General features: G+C 63.6%; 21 protein-coding genes. 6 read left to right on the forward strand and 15 right to left on the reverse strand.

The genetic code is table 11. The features are described 5' to 3' along the window. Window positions 1-151: 151 nt before the first annotated feature. Together ACQ4WZ_RS09925 and ACQ4WZ_RS09930 are read right to left on the reverse strand one after the other, a co-directional pair. Window positions 152-781 carry a 3'-5' exonuclease gene (locus ACQ4WZ_RS09925; protein ID WP_436573280.1) on the reverse strand — a complete coding sequence of 210 codons (630 nt, stop codon included), beginning with the start codon at window positions 779-781 and terminating at the stop codon, window positions 152-154. Between the two features lie 37 nt (window positions 782-818). Beyond that, a complete protein-coding gene (locus tag ACQ4WZ_RS09930; protein ID WP_436573281.1) occupies window positions 819-2069 on the reverse strand; it encodes an Hsp70 family protein in 1251 nt (416 codons plus the stop codon). 470 nt (window positions 2070-2539) lie between these two features. Here ACQ4WZ_RS09930 and ACQ4WZ_RS09935 point away from each other — a divergent pair, with 470 nt between their 5' ends. Then, on the forward strand, window positions 2540-3616 hold the full coding sequence (locus ACQ4WZ_RS09935) for a LacI family DNA-binding transcriptional regulator (protein ID WP_243858093.1): 1077 nt from the start codon (window positions 2540-2542) through the stop codon (window positions 3614-3616). Window positions 3617-3793: 177 nt separating this feature from the next. Here ACQ4WZ_RS09935 and ACQ4WZ_RS09940 read toward each other — a convergent pair whose 3' ends face one another. Then, window positions 3794-4213 (reverse strand): YidB family protein, encoded by a 420-nt coding sequence (locus tag ACQ4WZ_RS09940; RefSeq protein WP_101481145.1) that lies wholly within the window; start codon window positions 4211-4213, stop codon window positions 3794-3796. 261 nt (window positions 4214-4474) lie between these two features. Between ACQ4WZ_RS09940 and ACQ4WZ_RS09945 the strand changes: the two genes are divergently transcribed. The 4 genes from ACQ4WZ_RS09945 to ACQ4WZ_RS09960 all read left to right on the forward strand — a co-directional run bounded on the left by ACQ4WZ_RS09945 (window position 4475) and on the right by ACQ4WZ_RS09960 (window position 7552). Then, window positions 4475-4687 (forward strand): hypothetical protein, encoded by a 213-nt coding sequence (locus ACQ4WZ_RS09945; protein WP_034751103.1) that lies wholly within the window; start codon window positions 4475-4477, stop codon window positions 4685-4687. Window positions 4688-4802: 115 nt separating this feature from the next. Continuing rightward, on the forward strand, window positions 4803-5504 hold the full coding sequence (locus ACQ4WZ_RS09950) for a hypothetical protein (protein WP_101481144.1): 702 nt from the start codon (window positions 4803-4805) through the stop codon (window positions 5502-5504). A gap of 73 nt (window positions 5505-5577) precedes the next feature. Continuing rightward, complete coding sequence (locus ACQ4WZ_RS09955; protein ID WP_101481143.1) at window positions 5578-6051, forward strand: DUF6328 family protein; 474 nt, start codon at window positions 5578-5580, stop codon at window positions 6049-6051. A gap of 283 nt (window positions 6052-6334) precedes the next feature. Continuing rightward, entirely contained in the window at window positions 6335-7552 is a 1218-nt protein-coding gene (locus ACQ4WZ_RS09960) for an MFS transporter (RefSeq protein ID WP_133991693.1), read from the forward strand. Between the two features lie 50 nt (window positions 7553-7602). On the opposite strand, the gene ACQ4WZ_RS09965 is transcribed toward ACQ4WZ_RS09960, so the two are convergent. The 4 genes from ACQ4WZ_RS09965 to ACQ4WZ_RS09980 all read right to left on the reverse strand — a co-directional run bounded on the left by ACQ4WZ_RS09965 (window position 7603) and on the right by ACQ4WZ_RS09980 (window position 9993). After that, entirely contained in the window at window positions 7603-8301 is a 699-nt protein-coding gene (locus ACQ4WZ_RS09965; RefSeq protein WP_436573282.1) for an aspartate/glutamate racemase family protein, read from the reverse strand. Window positions 8302-8369: 68 nt separating this feature from the next. Beyond that, window positions 8370-9314 carry a hypothetical protein gene (locus tag ACQ4WZ_RS09970; RefSeq protein ID WP_436573283.1) on the reverse strand — a complete coding sequence of 315 codons (945 nt, stop codon included), beginning with the start codon at window positions 9312-9314 and terminating at the stop codon, window positions 8370-8372. 3 nt (window positions 9315-9317) lie between these two features. Next, entirely contained in the window at window positions 9318-9839 is a 522-nt protein-coding gene (locus ACQ4WZ_RS09975; protein WP_436573284.1) for a hypothetical protein, read from the reverse strand. A gap of 25 nt (window positions 9840-9864) precedes the next feature. Then, window positions 9865-9993 carry a response regulator gene (locus ACQ4WZ_RS09980; protein WP_257560994.1) on the reverse strand — a complete coding sequence of 43 codons (129 nt, stop codon included), beginning with the start codon at window positions 9991-9993 and terminating at the stop codon, window positions 9865-9867. Between the two features lie 415 nt (window positions 9994-10408). On the opposite strand from ACQ4WZ_RS09980, the gene ACQ4WZ_RS09985 reads away from it, so the two are divergent. After that, window positions 10409-11671 (forward strand): PepSY-associated TM helix domain-containing protein, encoded by a 1263-nt coding sequence (locus tag ACQ4WZ_RS09985; protein ID WP_436573285.1) that lies wholly within the window; start codon window positions 10409-10411, stop codon window positions 11669-11671. Here ACQ4WZ_RS09985 and mdcH read toward each other — a convergent pair. From mdcH to ACQ4WZ_RS10025, 8 genes are read right to left on the reverse strand one after another with little or no spacing between them, the layout of a single operon-like run. Then, window positions 11668-12603 carry a malonate decarboxylase subunit epsilon gene (gene mdcH / locus ACQ4WZ_RS09990; protein WP_436573286.1) on the reverse strand — a complete coding sequence of 312 codons (936 nt, stop codon included), beginning with the start codon at window positions 12601-12603 and terminating at the stop codon, window positions 11668-11670. The genes ACQ4WZ_RS09985 and mdcH overlap by 4 nt on opposite strands. Beyond that, complete coding sequence (locus ACQ4WZ_RS09995; RefSeq protein ID WP_133991720.1) at window positions 12600-13217, reverse strand: malonate decarboxylase holo-ACP synthase; 618 nt, start codon at window positions 13215-13217, stop codon at window positions 12600-12602. Before ACQ4WZ_RS09995 ends, mdcH begins: the two co-directional genes overlap by 4 nt. Then, on the reverse strand, window positions 13217-13981 hold the full coding sequence (gene madM, locus ACQ4WZ_RS10000; RefSeq protein WP_133991722.1) for a malonate transporter subunit MadM: 765 nt from the start codon (window positions 13979-13981) through the stop codon (window positions 13217-13219). The genes ACQ4WZ_RS09995 and madM overlap by 1 nt, the downstream gene beginning before the upstream one ends. After that, a complete protein-coding gene (gene madL / locus ACQ4WZ_RS10005) occupies window positions 13974-14387 on the reverse strand; it encodes a malonate transporter subunit MadL (protein ID WP_101481134.1) in 414 nt (137 codons plus the stop codon). Before madL ends, madM begins: the two co-directional genes overlap by 8 nt. Before the next feature lie 60 nt (window positions 14388-14447). Further along, window positions 14448-15260 carry a biotin-independent malonate decarboxylase subunit gamma gene (gene mdcE / locus ACQ4WZ_RS10010; RefSeq protein ID WP_436573287.1) on the reverse strand — a complete coding sequence of 271 codons (813 nt, stop codon included), beginning with the start codon at window positions 15258-15260 and terminating at the stop codon, window positions 14448-14450. Beyond that, on the reverse strand, window positions 15257-16111 hold the full coding sequence (locus ACQ4WZ_RS10015; protein ID WP_436573288.1) for a biotin-independent malonate decarboxylase subunit beta: 855 nt from the start codon (window positions 16109-16111) through the stop codon (window positions 15257-15259). The genes mdcE and ACQ4WZ_RS10015 overlap by 4 nt, the downstream gene beginning before the upstream one ends. Next, on the reverse strand, window positions 16108-16416 hold the full coding sequence (locus tag ACQ4WZ_RS10020) for a malonate decarboxylase subunit delta (RefSeq protein ID WP_101481131.1): 309 nt from the start codon (window positions 16414-16416) through the stop codon (window positions 16108-16110). Before ACQ4WZ_RS10020 ends, ACQ4WZ_RS10015 begins: the two co-directional genes overlap by 4 nt. Continuing rightward, on the reverse strand, window positions 16403-17272 hold the full coding sequence (locus ACQ4WZ_RS10025; protein WP_436573289.1) for a triphosphoribosyl-dephospho-CoA synthase: 870 nt from the start codon (window positions 17270-17272) through the stop codon (window positions 16403-16405). The genes ACQ4WZ_RS10020 and ACQ4WZ_RS10025 overlap by 14 nt, the downstream gene beginning before the upstream one ends. Window position 17273: the final 1 nt, after the last annotated feature.

Genomic DNA, 17273 nt, shown 5'->3' on the forward strand with positions numbered 1-17273 from the left:
GCCGGCGGCACGCGCAAAACGGCGGCCCAGGGCGGCGAAATCGTGTGTTGCCTAAATTGTAAATTCGATGCGGGGGAAGGACTTGAGCAGGCTCAAACGAAATAGCAAAATCATATCGTTTTGATGAGCCCGCTTCGATGCGCGATGCAGCTCAGCGGCGTGATGGGTGCTTTTGCAGGAATTGCGGCACTTTCGCGGCCGCCAGCTTGTTCAGTGACACCAGCAGGTCGGCGTCGACATCGGCAATGCCGTAATTGCTGCGCAAATGGCGGCCAATATGGATCAGCACTTGCGCCGCTACTTCCGCGTCGGACTCGGCCCTGTGGGCGGCGCTCTTGAAGGCGATGCCCAGCTGGCTCGACAGCAAGCCCAGCTTGTAGCTGGCCATGCCGGGAAACACGCGGCGCGACAGTTTCAAGGAACACACGAGCGACTGGTGCGCGGGCGTCAGGTTCAGCCTGGCGCTTTCCGCGCGCAGGAATTTTTCATCGAAACTGGCATTGTGCGCCGACAAGGCATCGCTGCCGATGAAATCGAGCAGCTGCGGCACCACCTCGGCCACGGGCGGTGCCTTGTCCACCATGGCCTGCGTAATGCCCGTCAAGCCCGTGATGAACGAGGGAATGCGCGCATTGCAATTGATCAGGGTCACATAGCGGTCGGTGATTTTCCCGCCCTCGATGCGCAAGGCCGCCACTTCCGTGATGCGATCGCCCATGTCGGGTGACAGACCGGTCGTCTCGAAGTCGATCATGACGATCGGTTTGTCAAACACATTCATGGGGCGTTCTTTCGGAGGTGCGGCGGGGTGATGATTATCAACCAAATTTACGTACTGCGTCCAGCGCCAATCCCGCGCCAATACTGCCGAACAAGTCGCCTTCGACCTTGCGCGCGGCCGGCACCAGGGCGGCGATCTTTTCGCGCAGCAAGCGCACGCCGGAAGAGCCGCCCGTGAAGAACACGGTGTCGACGGCTTCCGGCGCCACGCCCGCATCGCGCAGCAAACGCAGCACGGTTTCTTCCACGGAACCGCACAAATGGCCGATGGCTTCGTCGAATTGCGTGCGCTTCAGCAACAGGCTTTGCGCGGGCGACAAACGGTCGAGCTCCAGCTGCACTTCAGCCGCGTCGGACAGGGCAATCTTGCCCTCTTCCACTTTCATGGCCAGCCAATGACCGGCGCGCTCGTCGATGAGCTTTTGCAAACGTTTCACTTTGTCTTGCTCACGCGAATCGCGACACACGTCGGCCAGCTGCACCCAGATCTTCTTGGTGTAAGCCAGGTTAATGGTGTGCCAGGTAGCCAGGTTGAAATAATAGCTGGATGGCACTTCGCTATTGTTGTGCAGGCGGCTGCCATAGCCGAGCAGAGGCATGACGGAAGACAGGCTCAGGTATTTATCGAAGTCCGTGCCGCCGATGTGTACGCCGCCGGTGGCGAGGATATCCTCGCGCCGCTCCGTCTTCTTCGCACGCTCCGGCGACAGCCGCACCAGGGAAAAGTCGGATGTACCGCCACCGATGTCGGCGATCAGTACCAGCTCTTCCCTGTCGATTTGCGACTCGTAGTCAAACGCAGCGGCAATCGGCTCGAACTGGAAAGCAACGTCCTTGAAGCCCACGGAACGGGCCACCTCGGCCAGGGTATCTTGCGCCAGCTGGTCGGCCTGCGCATTGTCGTCGATAAAGAAGACGGGACGGCCGAACACGGCGGACGAAAATTCGCGGCCGGCGGATTGCTCGGCGCGGCGCTTCACTTCGCCTATGAATTGGGCCAGCAACATGCGAAATGGCAGCGCACGGCCGCCCACTTCCGTCTGGCCGTCGATGAGACTGGTGCCCAGCAAGCTTTTCAGCGAGCGCATCAAGCGCCCCTCGTAGCCGGCCAGATAGCCGGCCAGCGCCGCGCGGCCAAAACTGACTTCCTCGTCTTCCGCATTGAAGAAGACAACGGACGGTAAGGTCGTCTTGCCATCTTCCAGGCCGAGCATGGTGCTCTGCCCGGGACGCGCCCAGCCTACCGTGGAATTTGACGTGCCGAAATCGACGCCGCAAGCATTGGCCATGTCGACCCTTCCCTGAATAAAGGGGCGTTATCTTATCAGAATGCACGCCATTGCACCAGAAAAATACTTCCGGTACGGCCAAGACAACAAGCTTGCTTTTCATCAAGTAGCTACGGCGTGCAAAAGCTACTCTTGGGAAGTGACACCGAGCAACTCGGCCAGCTCCCGGAGACCCATCGCGCCCTACGCCCCCATGCACCGCCCGCGCGCCCTGGCCGCAGCGTTGCTGGCTGCCCTCCTCGTTTCCCTGGTCTGCTGCGACGGCGGCGGCGCGGTACCGATTCAAGGGCAAGCATACCACTTGCCATTCAGTCATATTTTTTGCAACATGAACAAGAAAACAGTCTTGCCATGCGGCAATCTTTTGCGCTATGCTCATTCTGCCCGCCCAGGCCGCCACGAGCGGCCGGGCCTGCAGGAATATTTTGAGACAGATTGCTTGCCAGACCAATATGCGAAAAAAGAATACTGTGGCCCGGACACCCATCACCACCCGCCCCGCACCCGGTGCCGGACGGCGCGTGACCTCGTATGATGTGGCCCTGCTTGCCGGCGTGTCGCAATCGGCCGTATCGCGATGCTTCAAGCCGGGCGCCAGCATCTCGCCCGCCACGCATGCCAAGGTCATGCAGGCGGCAATCAGCCTCGACTACATCCCCAACGCGGCCGCGCGCAGCTTGATCACGCGCCGCTCGAACCTGGTTGCCGTCATCATTTCCAACCTGGCCAATTTGTACTATCCACAAGTGTTGTCCGACCTGAGCCAGCAAATCGCCCGCCAGGGCAAGCGTTTATTGCTATTTACCCTGGAGCGCGAAGCGGACATCGGCAAAGTCTTGAGCGATGTGTGGCAATACCAGGTCGATGGCGCCGTCGTGGCCGCCTGCCTGTCGGACGAGCAAATGGCCGAATTTGGCCGCCGCGACGTGCCGCTGGTGCTGTTCAACCGCAGCCCCCGAGAGCACGCCGTGCATGCCGTGCTGTGCGACCAGGCGGAAGCGGCGCGCCTGCTCGTCTCGCGCCTGGCCGAGGCGGGTCACCGCCAGTTCGCCATCATCGATGGCCCCGGCGATTCGGCCGTGGCGCAGGAACGCAAGGCCGGCGTGCTGGACCGGCTGTTCACGCTGGGCTTGCCCGCGCCCATCGTCGTCAGCGGCAACTACGATTACGCCAGCGGCGGTCGGGGCTTGCGCAAGGTCATCGACCGCCTGGGTCGCGTGCCGGACGCCGTCATTTGCGGCAACGACATCATGGCCATCGGCTGCCTGGACACGGCGCGCCACCAGTTGGGCATCCAGGTGCCGCTGCAAATGTCGGTGGCCGGTTTCGACGCGCTGGAAGCGTCCGGCTGGCTCAGCTACGACATCACCACCCTGCGCCAGCCCGTGCAAAAAATGGCTGCCGATGCCGTCGCCATGCTGGGCGAACTGATGGAGCGGCGCGGCGGCATCGCCGAGCGGCGGCGCTATTGTTCCTATCTGGTGGAGGGAAGTACGGCGCGGCTGACCGACGCGCAACCCCATTTCGGCATGATGGCCGCTGCCTGAAAAAAAACCGTGGCGTTGTTGCCGGGCTTACTCTAGTCCTTCGCCGTACTGGCCTACTGCCATCGGGGCGGCGCCTGGCCGCAGGCGTTTTTCAGACGTTCACACATTACACGCAAGACCTTGCGCATAAAAAAACCTCGCATCGCTGCGAGGTTTTTCACTTCCAAGACCAGAAAATCAACCGAAGAACTTACCCTTGAGCATATTCAAGCCCTGGCTGACGAGGTCATTGCTTTCTGGCACTTGACCGTTGGGCGTCAGCTTGTCGATCAGCTGGGGCAGCAAGGCTGCCAGGCCGCCCGAGGCCGCGTCCGGTGCGACGCCCGCTTTTTCAGCGATCTGGGAGATCGTGTCGGCACCCAGCGCATCCTTGATCTGTTCGCCGGAGACGGGCGCATTGGCACCGGTGCCGATCCAGCTGGCCACCTGGTCGCCCAGGCCGCTTTCCTGGAATTTCTGCAGCAGGCCCGGCAAGCCGCCATGCTGGTTGACCAGATCCATTACACTGGCCATCAGCCCCGACGGGGCCTCCCCATCCGCGCCCTTATTGCCCAAAGCGCTCATCGCCTGTCCCGCAAGTTGATCTAGCAAACTCATCGTATTCTCCTGAACGCTGTCCATTAGTGCCGCGTATAGCGGCGTCCGGTAGGCCGACGCCTAGTCGCCGACATACACAACAATTATACTATACATAATTCACATGCCATATTTACAATGCAACAAGCTATTCAAAAACAGGCTTGGCCTCAGCTGCGCCCACCTCCATCATATTTAGTTCGGCACAACATGCAAGCGTAAATTGACGGCTCGCAAAAACGTGTAGAATTAATTTTCCTACTTACTGAGGAGTATCAATACATGAACATCAATAAAGCGGTAGACAAAGCCTACGAGAAAAAAACGTTCAAGGAAATCGCTGATGCCCCTGTTGATGCGCTGCAAGGCGTAAGCGAGAAGGATGCAGAGCTGCTCAAGCAGGCATTCAATATCAAGACCGTGCGCGACCTGGCGAACCTGAAATACTCGAAGTGGGCGCGCGCCATCGTCACCCTGGCCGATACGGAAGAATAGACGGGGACATGCACCAGCCAAGCCCGTCAGCACAGCCCGCCCAAGTCGGCGGGCTTTTTCATTCCGGGAGGCTATTGGCTGGCAAGCCGATAGCTGCGCGGAGGCGCCATTGTCTATGCCGCTGACCCTGCCCGGCATCTGCTGGCCCTTGCAAGCGAGCACGGGCCATCTGGCCGTCACCACCGCCCACATCACCGGCCACTTTCGCGCCGGCGCGGGCGAAGACGCCATCGTCCTGTGCGACCTGCTCCCCGCCGGAAAGTTTCGCAATGGCGCAGCACGCCACTGGTGCCGCACGCACCAATGCTACTGGGGCACTCAGGCCGACTTGGCCGACCGGCAAGCAAGCCAGCAGATGCGTTGCCGCCAGCACGCCAGTCCCATGGGCTATGTACTGTATCCGGTGCTGTTCGACCCCAGCCAGTTTCACGCCACCACCTTGCGTCTGGGCCCCGATGGCTTGCTGCAACTGCGCGCCCGGACTGGTGACGGCGGCACCCTGCTGGCACGCAACGCAGCCGCGCTGGCCATCGACTGCCGCGCCCTGCCCGGCTTGTTCCCTCCCGACATCGTGCAGCTGAATATCACGCCGCCCGCCGCGCAAGCCTACGCCGCCGCCTTGCAGGCGGCCATGCCGATGGACTGCAGCGACTGCGCCCGCTGCGGCCACCCGCATCTGGACCTGGGCAGCTTCGCGCTGGCGCCGCACCGGCGCCACAGTTGCGGCCATTGCGGCCATGATGCCTCGCACAGCGCCACGCCCATCGTTTCGACGCCCCTGTGGCGTTTGCGTCGACACTACACGCAATGCTTCTGACGGTGCGCCGGGCCACAGTCGGCCTGGGCGCTTGTGCGTAGACTGGCCCCATCACCACCACGAGGACGCTCCCATGCCACACGCGCAACACCAGGATGAAGATGGCCAGCCAGGCGACGAAGGCGATTTGTCCGACCTGCTCAGCGAATTGCGCATCCTGCTGCCGGGCGCGCAAATGCTGACGGCCTTCCTCATCATCCTGCCCTTCAACGGCGGCTTCGCAAAGATCGTGCAAGCGGAAAAGATCGTCTTCCTGTTGACGTTTTTCCTCTCCATGACCAGCCTGGTGCTGCTCAGCGCGCCAGCCATCCAGCACCGCGTCATGCGCCCCCTGCAAGACCGCGAGCGCTTCAAGCGCGTGGCTGACCGCATCATGATGTGCGGTGCCTTCTCCCTGGCACTGGCCTTCATCCTCGGCACCAATTTGGTGATGTCGGAAGTCTTCGGCCACGTCGCCGGCATCGTCGCCTGCGTGCTGATGGGCTCACTCATCATCTGCATGTGGTGGTGGCTGCCCTTGCACTTGAAGCACGCCAGGAAAATCTAGGCGGCGATGCCCGCCTGCTCCAGCAAGGTCTCGCGGAAGATCCCACCAGCGGACGCGTTCCGTGTTATCGTTAACAAACATAGCAATCGCTGGTGTGTGCAGTGCAGCAGATTTTAGCCATCGCCCAGCAGAGCTTGCCCGAATCTTTTACAATGTTGTCCTTGAGTAGTTCTTATCGCCCGAAAATACCGGCCAGCCGTCGACTCTGGTGGCATATGGCCACTTCCGGCCGGGCCACAGCACGCCTCTCCACCCTGTCATTCCTTACCCAACTAACAAGAACATGCACGCCTCCGTAGATCCCCTCATTCCGCGCGTCACCGCGCCTTTTGGCGCTGGCTATGCCGACCTGGCCCTGGCCATCGGCGGCCTCGCCATCGGCACGGGCGAATTTGCTTCCATGAGCATCTTGCCCGTGGTGGCCGACGACCTGGGCACGACCTTGCCGCAGATGAGCCACATGATCAGCGCCTACGCGCTGGGCGTGGTCATCGGCGCGCCCCTGATCACGATCTTCCTGGCGCGCATGCCGCGCCGGCTGATGCTGATCTGTTTGATGCTGATGTTCGCTGGCGGCAACTTGCTCAGCGCCATCGCCCCCAACTATGGCTTGCTGGTGGTGGCCCGCTTCGTCGCCGGCATTCCCCATGGCGCCTATTTTGGCGTGGCAGCCCTGGTGGCGGCCGCCCTGGCCGAACCGGACAAGCGGGGCCAGGCCGTGGCGCGTGTCCTGATGGGCTTGACGGTCGCAAATATCTTCGGCGTGCCGCTGGCCACGTATATCGGCCAGACCCTGGGCTGGCGCTCCGCCTTTTTGCTGGTCGCCGCGCTGGGTTTGCTGACCATGCTGATGGTGCGCATCTTCGTGCCCATGGTCGCTGCCGGCGATTCCAGCCCGCGCCGCGAACTGGGCGTGTTCCGCCGCCTGCAAGTATGGCTGACCCTGCTGATGGTGGCGATCGGCTTCGGCGGCATGTTCGCCGTCTACACGTTCATCACGCCAACCTTGCTGGAAATCACGAAAGTGTCGCCCCTGGTCATTTCCATCTTGCTGGCCATTATCGGTGTCGGCATGACCTTGGGTAATCTGATCGGCGGCTGGCTGGCCGACCGCTCGCGCCTGTGGACGATTTTTGGCGTGCTGCTGTGGAACGTGGCCGCGCTGGCCGCGTTTACTTACACCAGCAGCAATGTCTGGCTGACGGCGATCAACCTGTTCGCCATCGGCGCCGGCATCGCCGTCGCCCCCGCCGTGCAAACGCGCTTGATGGACGTGGCCGGCGACGCGCAAACCGTGGCCGCCGCCCTCAACCATTCCGCCTTCAACATCGCCAACGCGCTGGGTGCCTGGGCCGGCGGCATCGCCATCGCCATGGGCATGGGCTTGCGTTCGACAGGCTGGGTCGGCGCCATGCTGGCCTGCGGCGGCATCGTCGTGCTCGGCATTTCCGTACTGGTGGAAAACCGCAGCCGCAACCTGAGCGGCGCGCAGCCGGCTTGATGATTGACAAGAGCGGCGACCAGCTTGGTCGGCCGCTCATTTGCCTGCGCCTAGTCCGCAACGGCAAATGACACCGCCGCCTCGCAATGAATCTCCGTGGTATTAAATAGCGGCAAGTCGACATCGACCTGCCGGATCAGCAACGGTATCTCCGTACAACCCAAAATCACGCCCTGCACGCCTTGCAGCCGAAGTTTCTCGATGATGCCGAGAAAAATTTCCCGGCTGGCGTCGGTAAAAATATTCTGCACCAGTTCCTTGTAGATGATGTCGTGGATGATTTCCTGGTCGGCCGCATCGGGTGTCACCGTCGCGATGCCGCACTTTTCCAGTGCCTGGTGATAAAACCTGCCCCCCATCGTCTGTTTGACGCCAAGCAAGCCCACCTTGTGAGCGCCCGACTGCTGCACCCTTTTCGCCGTTTCCTCAACGATGCTGATGAATGGCAAGCCGATCTGCGGCACAACGGCCGGGGCGAAACGGTGCGCGCCATTCGCGCACAGCAGGAAGAAATCCGCACCCATGCCTTGCAGACGCTGCCCTTCCCCGACCAGAAATTGCTCGATAGCATGGGAATCGGGCTGCGATGCGTGCGCGACAAAATCCGCCTGGTCTATGCTGACCAGCAAGATGCGCGCGCTATGGGCGGGACCGATGCGCGCCACCAGCATTTCATTGAGCAAGCGGTAGTATTCGAGGGTGGAAGCCCAGCCGATGCCGCCAATTAAACCGATAGTCTTGTTTTGCACGTCAAATCCCACGCCATGAATTGCGTAAATTATACGTTGAGGCAAGCCAAGCAAAGGCGTGGCCAGGCTTATAAAATTGCAATGCTCTCGCCGTTGAGCGCGCGCCGCGCATAACGCACGGCCGAGGCATCGTCGGACTTTTTGACGGAATGTGCGCCGGACGCCAGATTATCCTGTTCAAACTGGCGCAATTCCTGCAGCAGCGTGTCCAGCTCCGTTTCAGCACAGCGCCGCACCAGTCCGTCCATGGAATACAGGCCATAGGTATCGACCAGGCGGTAGAAGCCATCTGTCATTGCCAGCAGTTGCGATTGCCCCTCCATGTCAAACGCATATTGCCTGGCCTCGAATTCCCCTTGCGGATACATGCACAGTATCGTCGGCGCAGCATGCATATTCTGGAATGCGCGCCGCTCCCGCAACATCGGCAGCAAGGCCGCGAATACCTGCGCCTTATCCTCGATACCTTGCGCTTTCAACTGTGCAATGGCCGCCTTCAGAATATCTTCCTGCGCATTCTCGTAGGGATCGATATCGCGCACTTCCCCGGCTGCGTTCGAGACAAACACCTTGCAATCGCCAAGCGCGTAGATCTGTACAGCGGCATCCACGCCGCCTTCGACAATGCGTGCCCACGTCAAGGCGGCAATCGGGTAGGCATACGCAGGAATCTGCGCCAGATTAAAACTCGCCTGCACATCGCGCTGAAAATGTGCCAATGCCAGCTTGATGCTGTCATGCTGACTTAATCCGGGCGCGACCACCTCTTTCAGCAGGGCCGCAAAAGCCGACACGAACCAGGCGGCGTCGCCTACCAGCGTATCGAAATAATTCTTTTCGGAGACCGAGCTTGCACCATCAAATATCAGGATATCCACGATTCCCGCATTGTGCAGATAAACCGCCACCAGATCTTCATTACTCTTTGCGCCGGCTGCATCGGATACGTGGACAATTTTCATCAGACTGTGGATTCTTTTCTCAACGATGGTTGGCAAGGCCAGTGTGGTCATTCCCTAGCCCAGCATGACATCATGCCGGTTCGACGTCTCGCGGCTATACAGGCGATCAAAGTCAGCGCGACTGTCAGCATTCGCCCACAATGCGGCGATGTAATTGAATTCCTCTTCGAACGGCTGCTCAAAATCGGGCACGTCCATCGCATACTCGCAATTGCGGCTCAACATGACCAGCCAGTCCGGATAAGCGAGCGCCGGGTACAAGCGGGTAAAGATGGCATCGAGCGACGACACGCTTTCCAGTCTTTGCAGATAGGCAAGGCGCAACTCGACGATGTATTTGCCAGCCAAAAACTGCTGATCGCGCCGCTGCGCGCCACGGTAGCGCGCGATGATCACGTCGGCCAGCGGCAGCACTTCATCGCGCCCCCGGGCGCTGGCCAGCAGCACGACCTCCAGGTCGTCGCCTTCCTGGTCCAGGCGCAGGCGTTCCACGGCCCAGTCCACGCAGCGCTCAGCCGGAGCAAAACCCATGTCGAGCTGGAAAACGGCGATTTCAAGTTCTGTCAGTTGTTCCATGTCTTTCATTTTACTCATACCATCCTCACCCCGTTTGCAGCATCTTTTGCAACATCGCATCGAGCGCATTAACATCCGCGCGCTTGCTCAGGTGCAAATCAAAGCCCCCATCGGACGCCAGTTGGCGGTCCTTGTCCTGGCCCGTGATGGCCACGAGGATGAGATGCTAGCCGCAGGGATCGCTGCGGCGATGGCAGCCGGCAAGGCGTTCATGGCGCAGAAGTGGCCCACGCAAATCAGGGGACCTCCGCTGACGGCATGGCCGTGCATGAACACCACGACGCCTGCGGCGCACCGGCGCATTCGCTCACGCGGACATGGTGCAGATCTTCCATGCGCATGCCCAGAATATTTCCATTGGGAATGTAAATTACCTAATTGCCGGCATCTTAGCATGCACAATTGCACCTTGGGCAACACCGTTCGCGCTGGACAAACGCCTGGCCACGACGGATAATGAGAACGATTCCCATTATCAAAATTCCAGGCGTGTGCCTGGCTTTCCCTGTGCGCCGCTTTGGCGCCCGCTGGCGGCAACAAGCCGGTTTTATGTTGAAGGTTTGTACTGCATGCGCGCTTTCTGGACTGTCATACACCGCTGGGCTGGCCTCACCATCGCCCTTTTTCTCATCGTCGCAGGCCTCACGGGCGCCGTCACCTCGTGGGACCATGAACTGGACGAGTGGCTCAACGCCGACATCATGGACACGCCGGGCCGCGGCCCCCTGCAGGCGCCGTTTGCGCTGGCGCACAAGGTAGCCGCCGCAGACCCACGCGTGGAAGTCAATTACCTGACCCTGGGCCTGGAAGAAGGCCATGCCGCCGCCTTCATGGTCCGCCCATTGACGGACCCGGCGAGCAACAAGCCGTTCGTGCTCGACTACGACACAGTCTACATCGACCCCGTCACGGCGCACATCACGGGCACGCGCGATTCGACCGCCATTTCCCTGTCGCGCCGCAGCCTGATGCCGTTCTTGCGCCACCTGCACTACAGCCTGCACGTGCCCGCCTTCTGGGGCACCGACCGTTGGGGCTACTGGCTGATGGGAACGGTCGCCCTGATCTGGCTGCTCGACAGCATGGTGGCGTTTTATCTGACCACGCCACGCCGTTTGCGCCCGCGCGCCCCGGACGAGGCGCCGCGCCACCGCGATGCTGCCAGCTGGTGGCAACGCTGGAAACCATCGTGGGTGGTGCGCTGGGCGGCCGGCGGCTACAAGCTCAACTTCGATTTGCACCGTGCGGGGGGCCTGTGGGTGTGGGCCATCATCATTGTCGTCGCGTTTACCTCGTTCTCGCTGAATTTGTACCGCGAAGTGTTCTATCCCCTCATGTCGCTGGTATCGACAACCACGCCAGGCCCGTATGAAACGCAGACGCCGGCACCCTACGGCAGCTACATCAAGCCCGTGATCGGTTTCGAGCAGGCCGTGGATATTGCAAAAGAGCAAGCCGTGCAGCGCGGTATCACGGCACCCATAGGCGGCATCTATTATGGCGGTAATTATTCCTTCTACAACGTCTCGTTCTTCGACCCGGCCGACGAGTTCGGCGCGGCCGGCATGGGCCTGTCCAACCTCTACATCGATGGCATGGACGGCACCATCATCGGCCAGCACAAGCCGTGGCAAGGCACGGCCGCCGACGTCTTCGTGCAACTGCAGTTCCCCCTGCACTCGGGCCGCATCCTCGGCCTGCCGGGACGCATTCTGATGTCCTTCATGGGCGTCATGGTCGCCGTGCTGTCGGTGACGGGCATCGTCATATGGGAAAGAAAACGCCGTTCGCGCCGGCTGCAGGCGAAGAAAAAGCTTGCGGCGGCCGATTAAGCGGCACTACCCCGCTCACGCTGCACCAGCGCCAGCAGGCTGTCGCCCCGGTTGCCATCGCAGCAGACGGCCACGCCATCGGTGAAGTCAGGCGCCGTCAGGCGCGTCAGGACGCTGCCCGGCGGCATTTCCAGCGCCAGCCGGGCGCCCCGCTCCCATGCAAGGCGCGAGGTAGCGGTCCACTGCACGCGCTGCGCCATGTTGGCGGCCAGGCTGTCGCGGATGCGGGCCGGGTCGAACAGCGCGCGCGCTGTGCTGCTGCTCAGGTATACCAGCGACGGCCGGCGCACAATCACGCCATCGAAGGCGGCGGCCATGTCGGTCGCGGCACCGTCCAGCAGCGGGCAATGCGACGGCACGCTGATGGCCAGGCGCTTGGCCTTGCTGGCGCCATGCGCCAGGGCCAGCGCCATCACGGCTTGCAGGGCGGGTTCGCTGCCGGCGATGGCAATCTGGCGCGGCGCATTCAGGTTGGCGATATACACGGGCGTGGCGGCGCCGTGCACTTGCGCCAGCAACGATTCGAGTTGCGCCAAATCAAGCCCGATGATGGCCGCCATGCCGTAACCGCTGGGATACGCCTGTTCCATCAATTGTCCGCGCCGCGCCACCAGGCGCAGGGCATCGGCATAATCGAGCGCGCCGGCGACGACGGCCGCCGCATACTCGCCGATCGAAAAGCCGGCCACCATGTCCGGTAGCGCGCCGCGCGTGGCCAGGGAACGCGCCATCGCCACACCCGCGATCAGCAAACACAGTTGCACGGCCCGCGTCGAGGCCAGTGCGACGGCCGTGTCCAGCGCCAGCGGATCGCGGCCCAGCACGGCCGCCGCTTCGGCCAGGGTATCCGTCACGGCCGCATCGTCCGGCAGCGCATGCAGCATGCCCGGAGTCTGGGCCCCCTGGCCCGGAAAGGTAAATAACACGCTCATGCAAGCTCCCAGGGCGTGGCCGTCAGAAGCGGGCCGCGATCCGTTTTCAGCAAGACCCTGCCCCGGTCCTCCGCCCATTCGGCATACGCAAAGCCGCCTATGCCCGTGTCGATCTGCAAGTCCAGCCGGCACGCCGTGACACTCGCCGCGATGGCGCGCAGGGAATCGGCTTGCGCGCCATCCGGCGGCGCGGCGATGCGCAGCAGCAAATCGAGGTCGCTGTCCGCGCGCAGCACGGGCAAGCCGCTGGCCAGCGCGAAACCCACGCCGCCCGTCGGGCCCCAGTTCCAGCCCGTGGCGTCGAGCAGGGGCGCCACCTGCCGCAGCGCATCGAGCGCAGCGCAGGAAAAGCCAGGCAGCGGCGCGTGCGCCAGCCGCGCCAGCATTTCCGGCGTCACGCGGTGCAGCACGGCGGCGGCCTCCACTTCGCACGCGTGCCGCTCGCTGCGCAGCATGCCGCGCGCGCCTACGGGAATGCGTCCGGGCGCGCAGCTGGCGCGCCGCACCACCAGCGGCGCCGCCCGCAGCCAGAGCGCGTCTAGCCAGGCGGGCAACGGCGCCCCCTCAGGCAGGCCGGATGCCCAGAGCAGATCATGCGCGCGAAGATTTTGCATCAGGCCACCACCGCCTTGACGGCAAAGAACAGCAAGGATGGACCCAGCAGGCAGCCCAGGCCCGTGTGAAACGTGGCCACCAGCGCGCCATACGGCACCAGCCTGCGGTCGGTTGCCGCCAGGCCGGCCGACACGCCGCTGACGGTACCGGCCAGGCCGCCGAAGACCATCGCCGAACGCGGCGTTTTCAGGCGCAGGAAGCGCGCCGCTGCGGGCGTGCCCACCATCACCAGGATGGCCTTGATCAAGCCCGCCGCGATGCTCAAGGCCATGACATCCGAACTGGCGCCGATGGCCGCGCCCGTGACGGGGCCGACGATATACGTGACGGCACCAGCGCCGATGGTGGTCATGCTGACGGCGTCCGAGTAGCCAAACGCGTAGGCAACGCCAGCGCCCACAAGGAACGGCAGCACCACGCCCAGCATCAGGGCCACGACGCCGATCAGGCCAGCCTTGCGCGCCTCCGTCGCCTGCACTTCGAAAGCGGTGGCAACGATGGCAAAGTCGCGCAGCATGGCACCGCCCATCAGGCCGATGCCGCCAAACAGCGACAAATCGGCCAGGCCCTTATGGCCGCCGCTATGCACCCCGCCCCAGTATGCGAGGCCCAGGCCGATCACGATGGCAATGGCCGAGCCGTGCACGCGGCCCAGGGTCAGATACTTCGACAGCGCCACCGACAGCAGCATGATCAGGCCGACAAAGGCGAATGCCGTCACCAGGCCATTGTGGATGGCGGCTTTTTCAAAGATTTCAAGCATGACGGTGCTCCTTGATCAGAATCGACTCAGCTTCGGCGGCGGCGACGGCGGCCGGGCTTTCCATCCTGTTCATCAGAGAAATCACGGCGCCGCAGACGAGCACGGAACCGATGGCGGCCAGCACGGCCACCGGGCCGCCGCGCAGCGCCGCGACCACATCCTGCTGCGCCGCCATGGCCACCACCACGGGAATATACATGGCGCCCCAGTATTCGACGCCCCGTTCGGTCATCTGCGGCAGCCAGGATCGCCGCTGCATGTAGAGCCGGGCGCAGATCAAAAGCAGCATGGCGATGCCCACCCCGCCCACGTTGGTCTTGACGCCCATCAGCTGCCCGAGCAAGTCGCCCAGGAAGATGCCGAGCAAATGGCACAGGGCCAGCAGTGCGGTTCCGTAAATGATCATGATTGTCTCCGTTACAGGATGAGGAATAGGAATGACTTTTTGTCTTCTCTTTTGATTCACCTACCATTGCTGCCGTAGCACCTCCCTGACCCTGGCCGAAGCCTGGCGGTGCGGTGCGCCCAGCCGGCTGGAGAGGTCCGCCAGCGGGTCAGCGCGGATGTCGGCCAGCGCTGCCTGCAGGCTGGCGCGCACCTGCGCCAGATCAAGCGCTGACGGCGCATCCGGCTGCGCCACCTGCAAGGTTTGCCACAGCAGCCCCAGGGTGGCGTAGTTCCTGATGTCGTAGGCCATGGGCGCGATGGTCTCGGCCAGCGCTTCCAGTGCCTCCACAGTGCGCAAGGTGATACGCGCCGCCGACGCCTTGCCCATGGCGTGCACCATCACTTGCGGATCGTCGAGCGCGATCAGGCGGTTGGCCTGGTAGCCGTGCGCCAGAAAAGCGCCCGACATGGCCTTGCCGACGATCAGGCCGATGACGGGGTGGCCGGCCAGGCGCGCCCTGGCATAAGCTCCCGCCGCGCCGGCCAGCGCCTGGTGGATGCCATACGCCTCTTCGCGCCTGCCATACGCCTGGCTGGCCACGTCGATGACGGCGACGATGGGACGTTTGACGGCCAGCGCGTGGTCTTCATGAACCACCTGCTGCACGGCGCGCGCCAGCTGCCACGCTTCGACCAGGCCGATTTCACCCGTGCGTGCGCGCGTAAAGCGGTTGTCCGGGTCCGGCAGCACGGCCAGGTAGCGCGCCAGTTCGCCCGCCAGTGGCGCGTCCACCACGCGCACGGAAGCGGGGTAACCTTCCAGCGGCGCAGTGTTATCCGTGAGTGCCGCCAGCCAGGTGGCGCCGCGGCTCGTGTCGGTGATGGCGTTCATGCTGCGACTCCTTTGCTGTAAATCAAGCGCACGGCATCCGGCGTGACTTGCACGCTCGCGTCGACGTCGGCCAGGCGCGCCAGAAAGGCTACCGCCTGATCGCTGCGGTGCTGCGCCGGCAGGCCGCGGCGGAACAAATCAGCCACCGTGGCGCGCATCTGCGCCGTGTCGTCTGCTACGTAGGCGTCGGCCAGGCCGCTGTGAAAGCGCTGTTCGCCACCCGTCAGGCTCCAGATGAAGGGCTTGTTGCGCGAGTCGAATTCGTCCACGCCCGCCTCCTGCTCGATCACGGCGGGGCCGTTGAGGCCCAGGCGCGCATCGCGCGTGACTACAAAATAGCTGCACAGGCCCGCCGCGATGGACATGCCGCCGTAGCAGCCGACCGTGCCGGCCGTGATGCCGATCACGGGCTGGTAGCGGCGCAAGTCGACGATGGCCGCATGAATGTCGGCAATCGCCGCCAGGCCCAGGTTGGCTTCCTGCAGGCGTACGCCGCCCGTCTCGAACAGGATCACGGCCCGTGTCGGCACGCCCTGGCGGTTGTCGCGCGCCGCCAGTTCCAGGGCGCCGGCGATTTTTGCTCCGCCCAGTTCGCCCATGCTGCCGCCCTGGTAGCCCCCCTCGATAGCCAGCACCACGGCCGGCTGGCCGTCGAACAGGCCCTTGGCCACCACCACGCCGTCGTCCGCCTGCGCCGTGACACCCTGCTGCGGCAGCCAGGGCGAAGCGATACCGCAGAACGGGTCGAGCAGTTCGCGCATGCTGCCTGCGTCCAGCAAGGCGCGTGCCCGGCTGCGCGCGCTCCGTTCGATGAAGCTGTCGCGCTCGAGTAATTCCTTCAATGTGCTCATGCCGCCCTCCCCGCTTGCAATTCTTCGTAGGCCTGCTCGATGCGCATGCGCACCACGCCCGGCGTGGCGCCGCAATCGTTGATGGCGATGCTGGCCGCTGGCAGCGGCTCGCCGCCGAATACGCGCTGCAGGAGCGCATCCCAGACGGCGCCCTTGCCGTCGACGGAAGTGTTGACGACGATGCGTGTCACGCCATCGTCGCCGGGCTGCAGCAGCACTTCCAGGTCGCCCGAACCGACGACGCCGGCCAAGGCGCGCCCTGCCGCCGGCTTCCCGGCCGGGAATGTATAGTCACGCGTTTCCATGCGCTTCTCCTTCAGTCAATCGATCCAGGAACAGGGTCGCCGCCAGCAAATCGGCCGCGCCGCCCGGTGACACGCCCCGCGCCAGCGCGCACGCTTCCAGCGCCAGCAGCGCCTGCGACCCGGCGGCCGTGGCCGCGCCGCCCGCCGCCAGCACCTGCGCCGCTCCCGCTTGCAATTCCAGCAAGGCAGTCTCGCCGCCGCGCGACAGCACGCAGGTGTCGTCCAGCTGGCTGATAATGGCCAGCAAGGCATTCAGGCGCGCCGTCGTTTCGTTGTCGCCGCGCGACCGCGAGGCGCGCAGCTGCCGCAAGCCGGCGCCCGTCACCAGGGGAAAACCGGCGCGGGCCTGGCCCCGTGCGCCCCCGACCTGGTACTGGCGGCACGCCAGCTCGCCCTTGTTACCCGTCTCGCCTGGCGCGCTGCGGTCCTGCAAACGGGCCAGCGCACCGGCCCGCGCCGCCACGGCTCGCGGCGCCAGCGACGCGCCGCGCGCGCTCAGCTGCGCCGCCGCCGTCACCAGCAATCCCAGTGCCCAGATGGCGCCCCGGTGCGTGTTCACGCCATCCGTGGCCGCCAGCATCAGCGCTTCGCCATCGCGGCCGATGGCGCCGATGCGCTGGCGCAGGCCGTCGTCATCGTTACTTTCCCAACCCGCTTGCGCCATGGCGGCAAACACAGGCCGAAGCGCGCAGGCCGAATGGCACATCAGGGCCCAGTTCAAGTCCGTGTGGGCGCCGCGGCTGCGCAAATCGACCAGGCCCGGTTTCGGCGTCAGGGTCACTTCGTCGAGCAGCGCCTGCAGCACCTGCCGCGCCAGCGCGGCAGAGCGTTCCCGCACTGGCATCGCGATAGTCATT

Source organism: Janthinobacterium darwini, assembly GCF_051380905.1.
In the GTDB taxonomy this organism is placed as follows: Bacteria; Pseudomonadota; Gammaproteobacteria; order Burkholderiales; family Burkholderiaceae_D; genus Janthinobacterium.

Bases quoted from the DNA above. Each gene is read 5' to 3' on its own strand.
- ACQ4WZ_RS09925 (WP_436573280.1), bottom strand. From the start codon at position 781: ATGAATGTGTTTGACAAACCGATCGTCATGATCGACTTCGAGACGACC.
- ACQ4WZ_RS09930 (WP_436573281.1), bottom strand. From the start codon at position 2,069: ATGGCCAATGCTTGCGGCGTCGATTTCGGCACGTCAAATTCCACGGTA.
- ACQ4WZ_RS09940 (WP_101481145.1), bottom strand. From the start codon at position 4,213: ATGAGTTTGCTAGATCAACTTGCGGGACAGGCGATGAGCGCTTTGGGC.
- ACQ4WZ_RS09945 (WP_034751103.1), top strand. From the start codon at position 4,475: ATGAACATCAATAAAGCGGTAGACAAAGCCTACGAGAAAAAAACGTTC.
- ACQ4WZ_RS09950 (WP_101481144.1), top strand. From the start codon at position 4,803: ATGCCGCTGACCCTGCCCGGCATCTGCTGGCCCTTGCAAGCGAGCACG.
- ACQ4WZ_RS09955 (WP_101481143.1), top strand. From the start codon at position 5,578: ATGCCACACGCGCAACACCAGGATGAAGATGGCCAGCCAGGCGACGAA.
- ACQ4WZ_RS09960 (WP_133991693.1), top strand. From the start codon at position 6,335: ATGCACGCCTCCGTAGATCCCCTCATTCCGCGCGTCACCGCGCCTTTT.
- ACQ4WZ_RS09970 (WP_436573283.1), bottom strand. From the start codon at position 9,314: ATGACCACACTGGCCTTGCCAACCATCGTTGAGAAAAGAATCCACAGT.
- ACQ4WZ_RS09975 (WP_436573284.1), bottom strand. From the start codon at position 9,839: ATGGAACAACTGACAGAACTTGAAATCGCCGTTTTCCAGCTCGACATG.
- ACQ4WZ_RS09985 (WP_436573285.1), top strand. From the start codon at position 10,409: ATGCGCGCTTTCTGGACTGTCATACACCGCTGGGCTGGCCTCACCATC.
- mdcH (WP_436573286.1), bottom strand. From the start codon at position 12,603: ATGAGCGTGTTATTTACCTTTCCGGGCCAGGGGGCCCAGACTCCGGGC.
- ACQ4WZ_RS09995 (WP_133991720.1), bottom strand. From the start codon at position 13,217: ATGCAAAATCTTCGCGCGCATGATCTGCTCTGGGCATCCGGCCTGCCT.
- madM (WP_133991722.1), bottom strand. From the start codon at position 13,981: ATGCTTGAAATCTTTGAAAAAGCCGCCATCCACAATGGCCTGGTGACG.
- madL (WP_101481134.1), bottom strand. From the start codon at position 14,387: ATGATCATTTACGGAACCGCACTGCTGGCCCTGTGCCATTTGCTCGGC.
- mdcE (WP_436573287.1), bottom strand. From the start codon at position 15,260: ATGAACGCCATCACCGACACGAGCCGCGGCGCCACCTGGCTGGCGGCA.
- ACQ4WZ_RS10015 (WP_436573288.1), bottom strand. From the start codon at position 16,111: ATGAGCACATTGAAGGAATTACTCGAGCGCGACAGCTTCATCGAACGG.
- ACQ4WZ_RS10020 (WP_101481131.1), bottom strand. From the start codon at position 16,416: ATGGAAACGCGTGACTATACATTCCCGGCCGGGAAGCCGGCGGCAGGG.
- ACQ4WZ_RS10025 (WP_436573289.1), bottom strand. From the start codon at position 17,272: ATGACTATCGCGATGCCAGTGCGGGAACGCTCTGCCGCGCTGGCGCGG.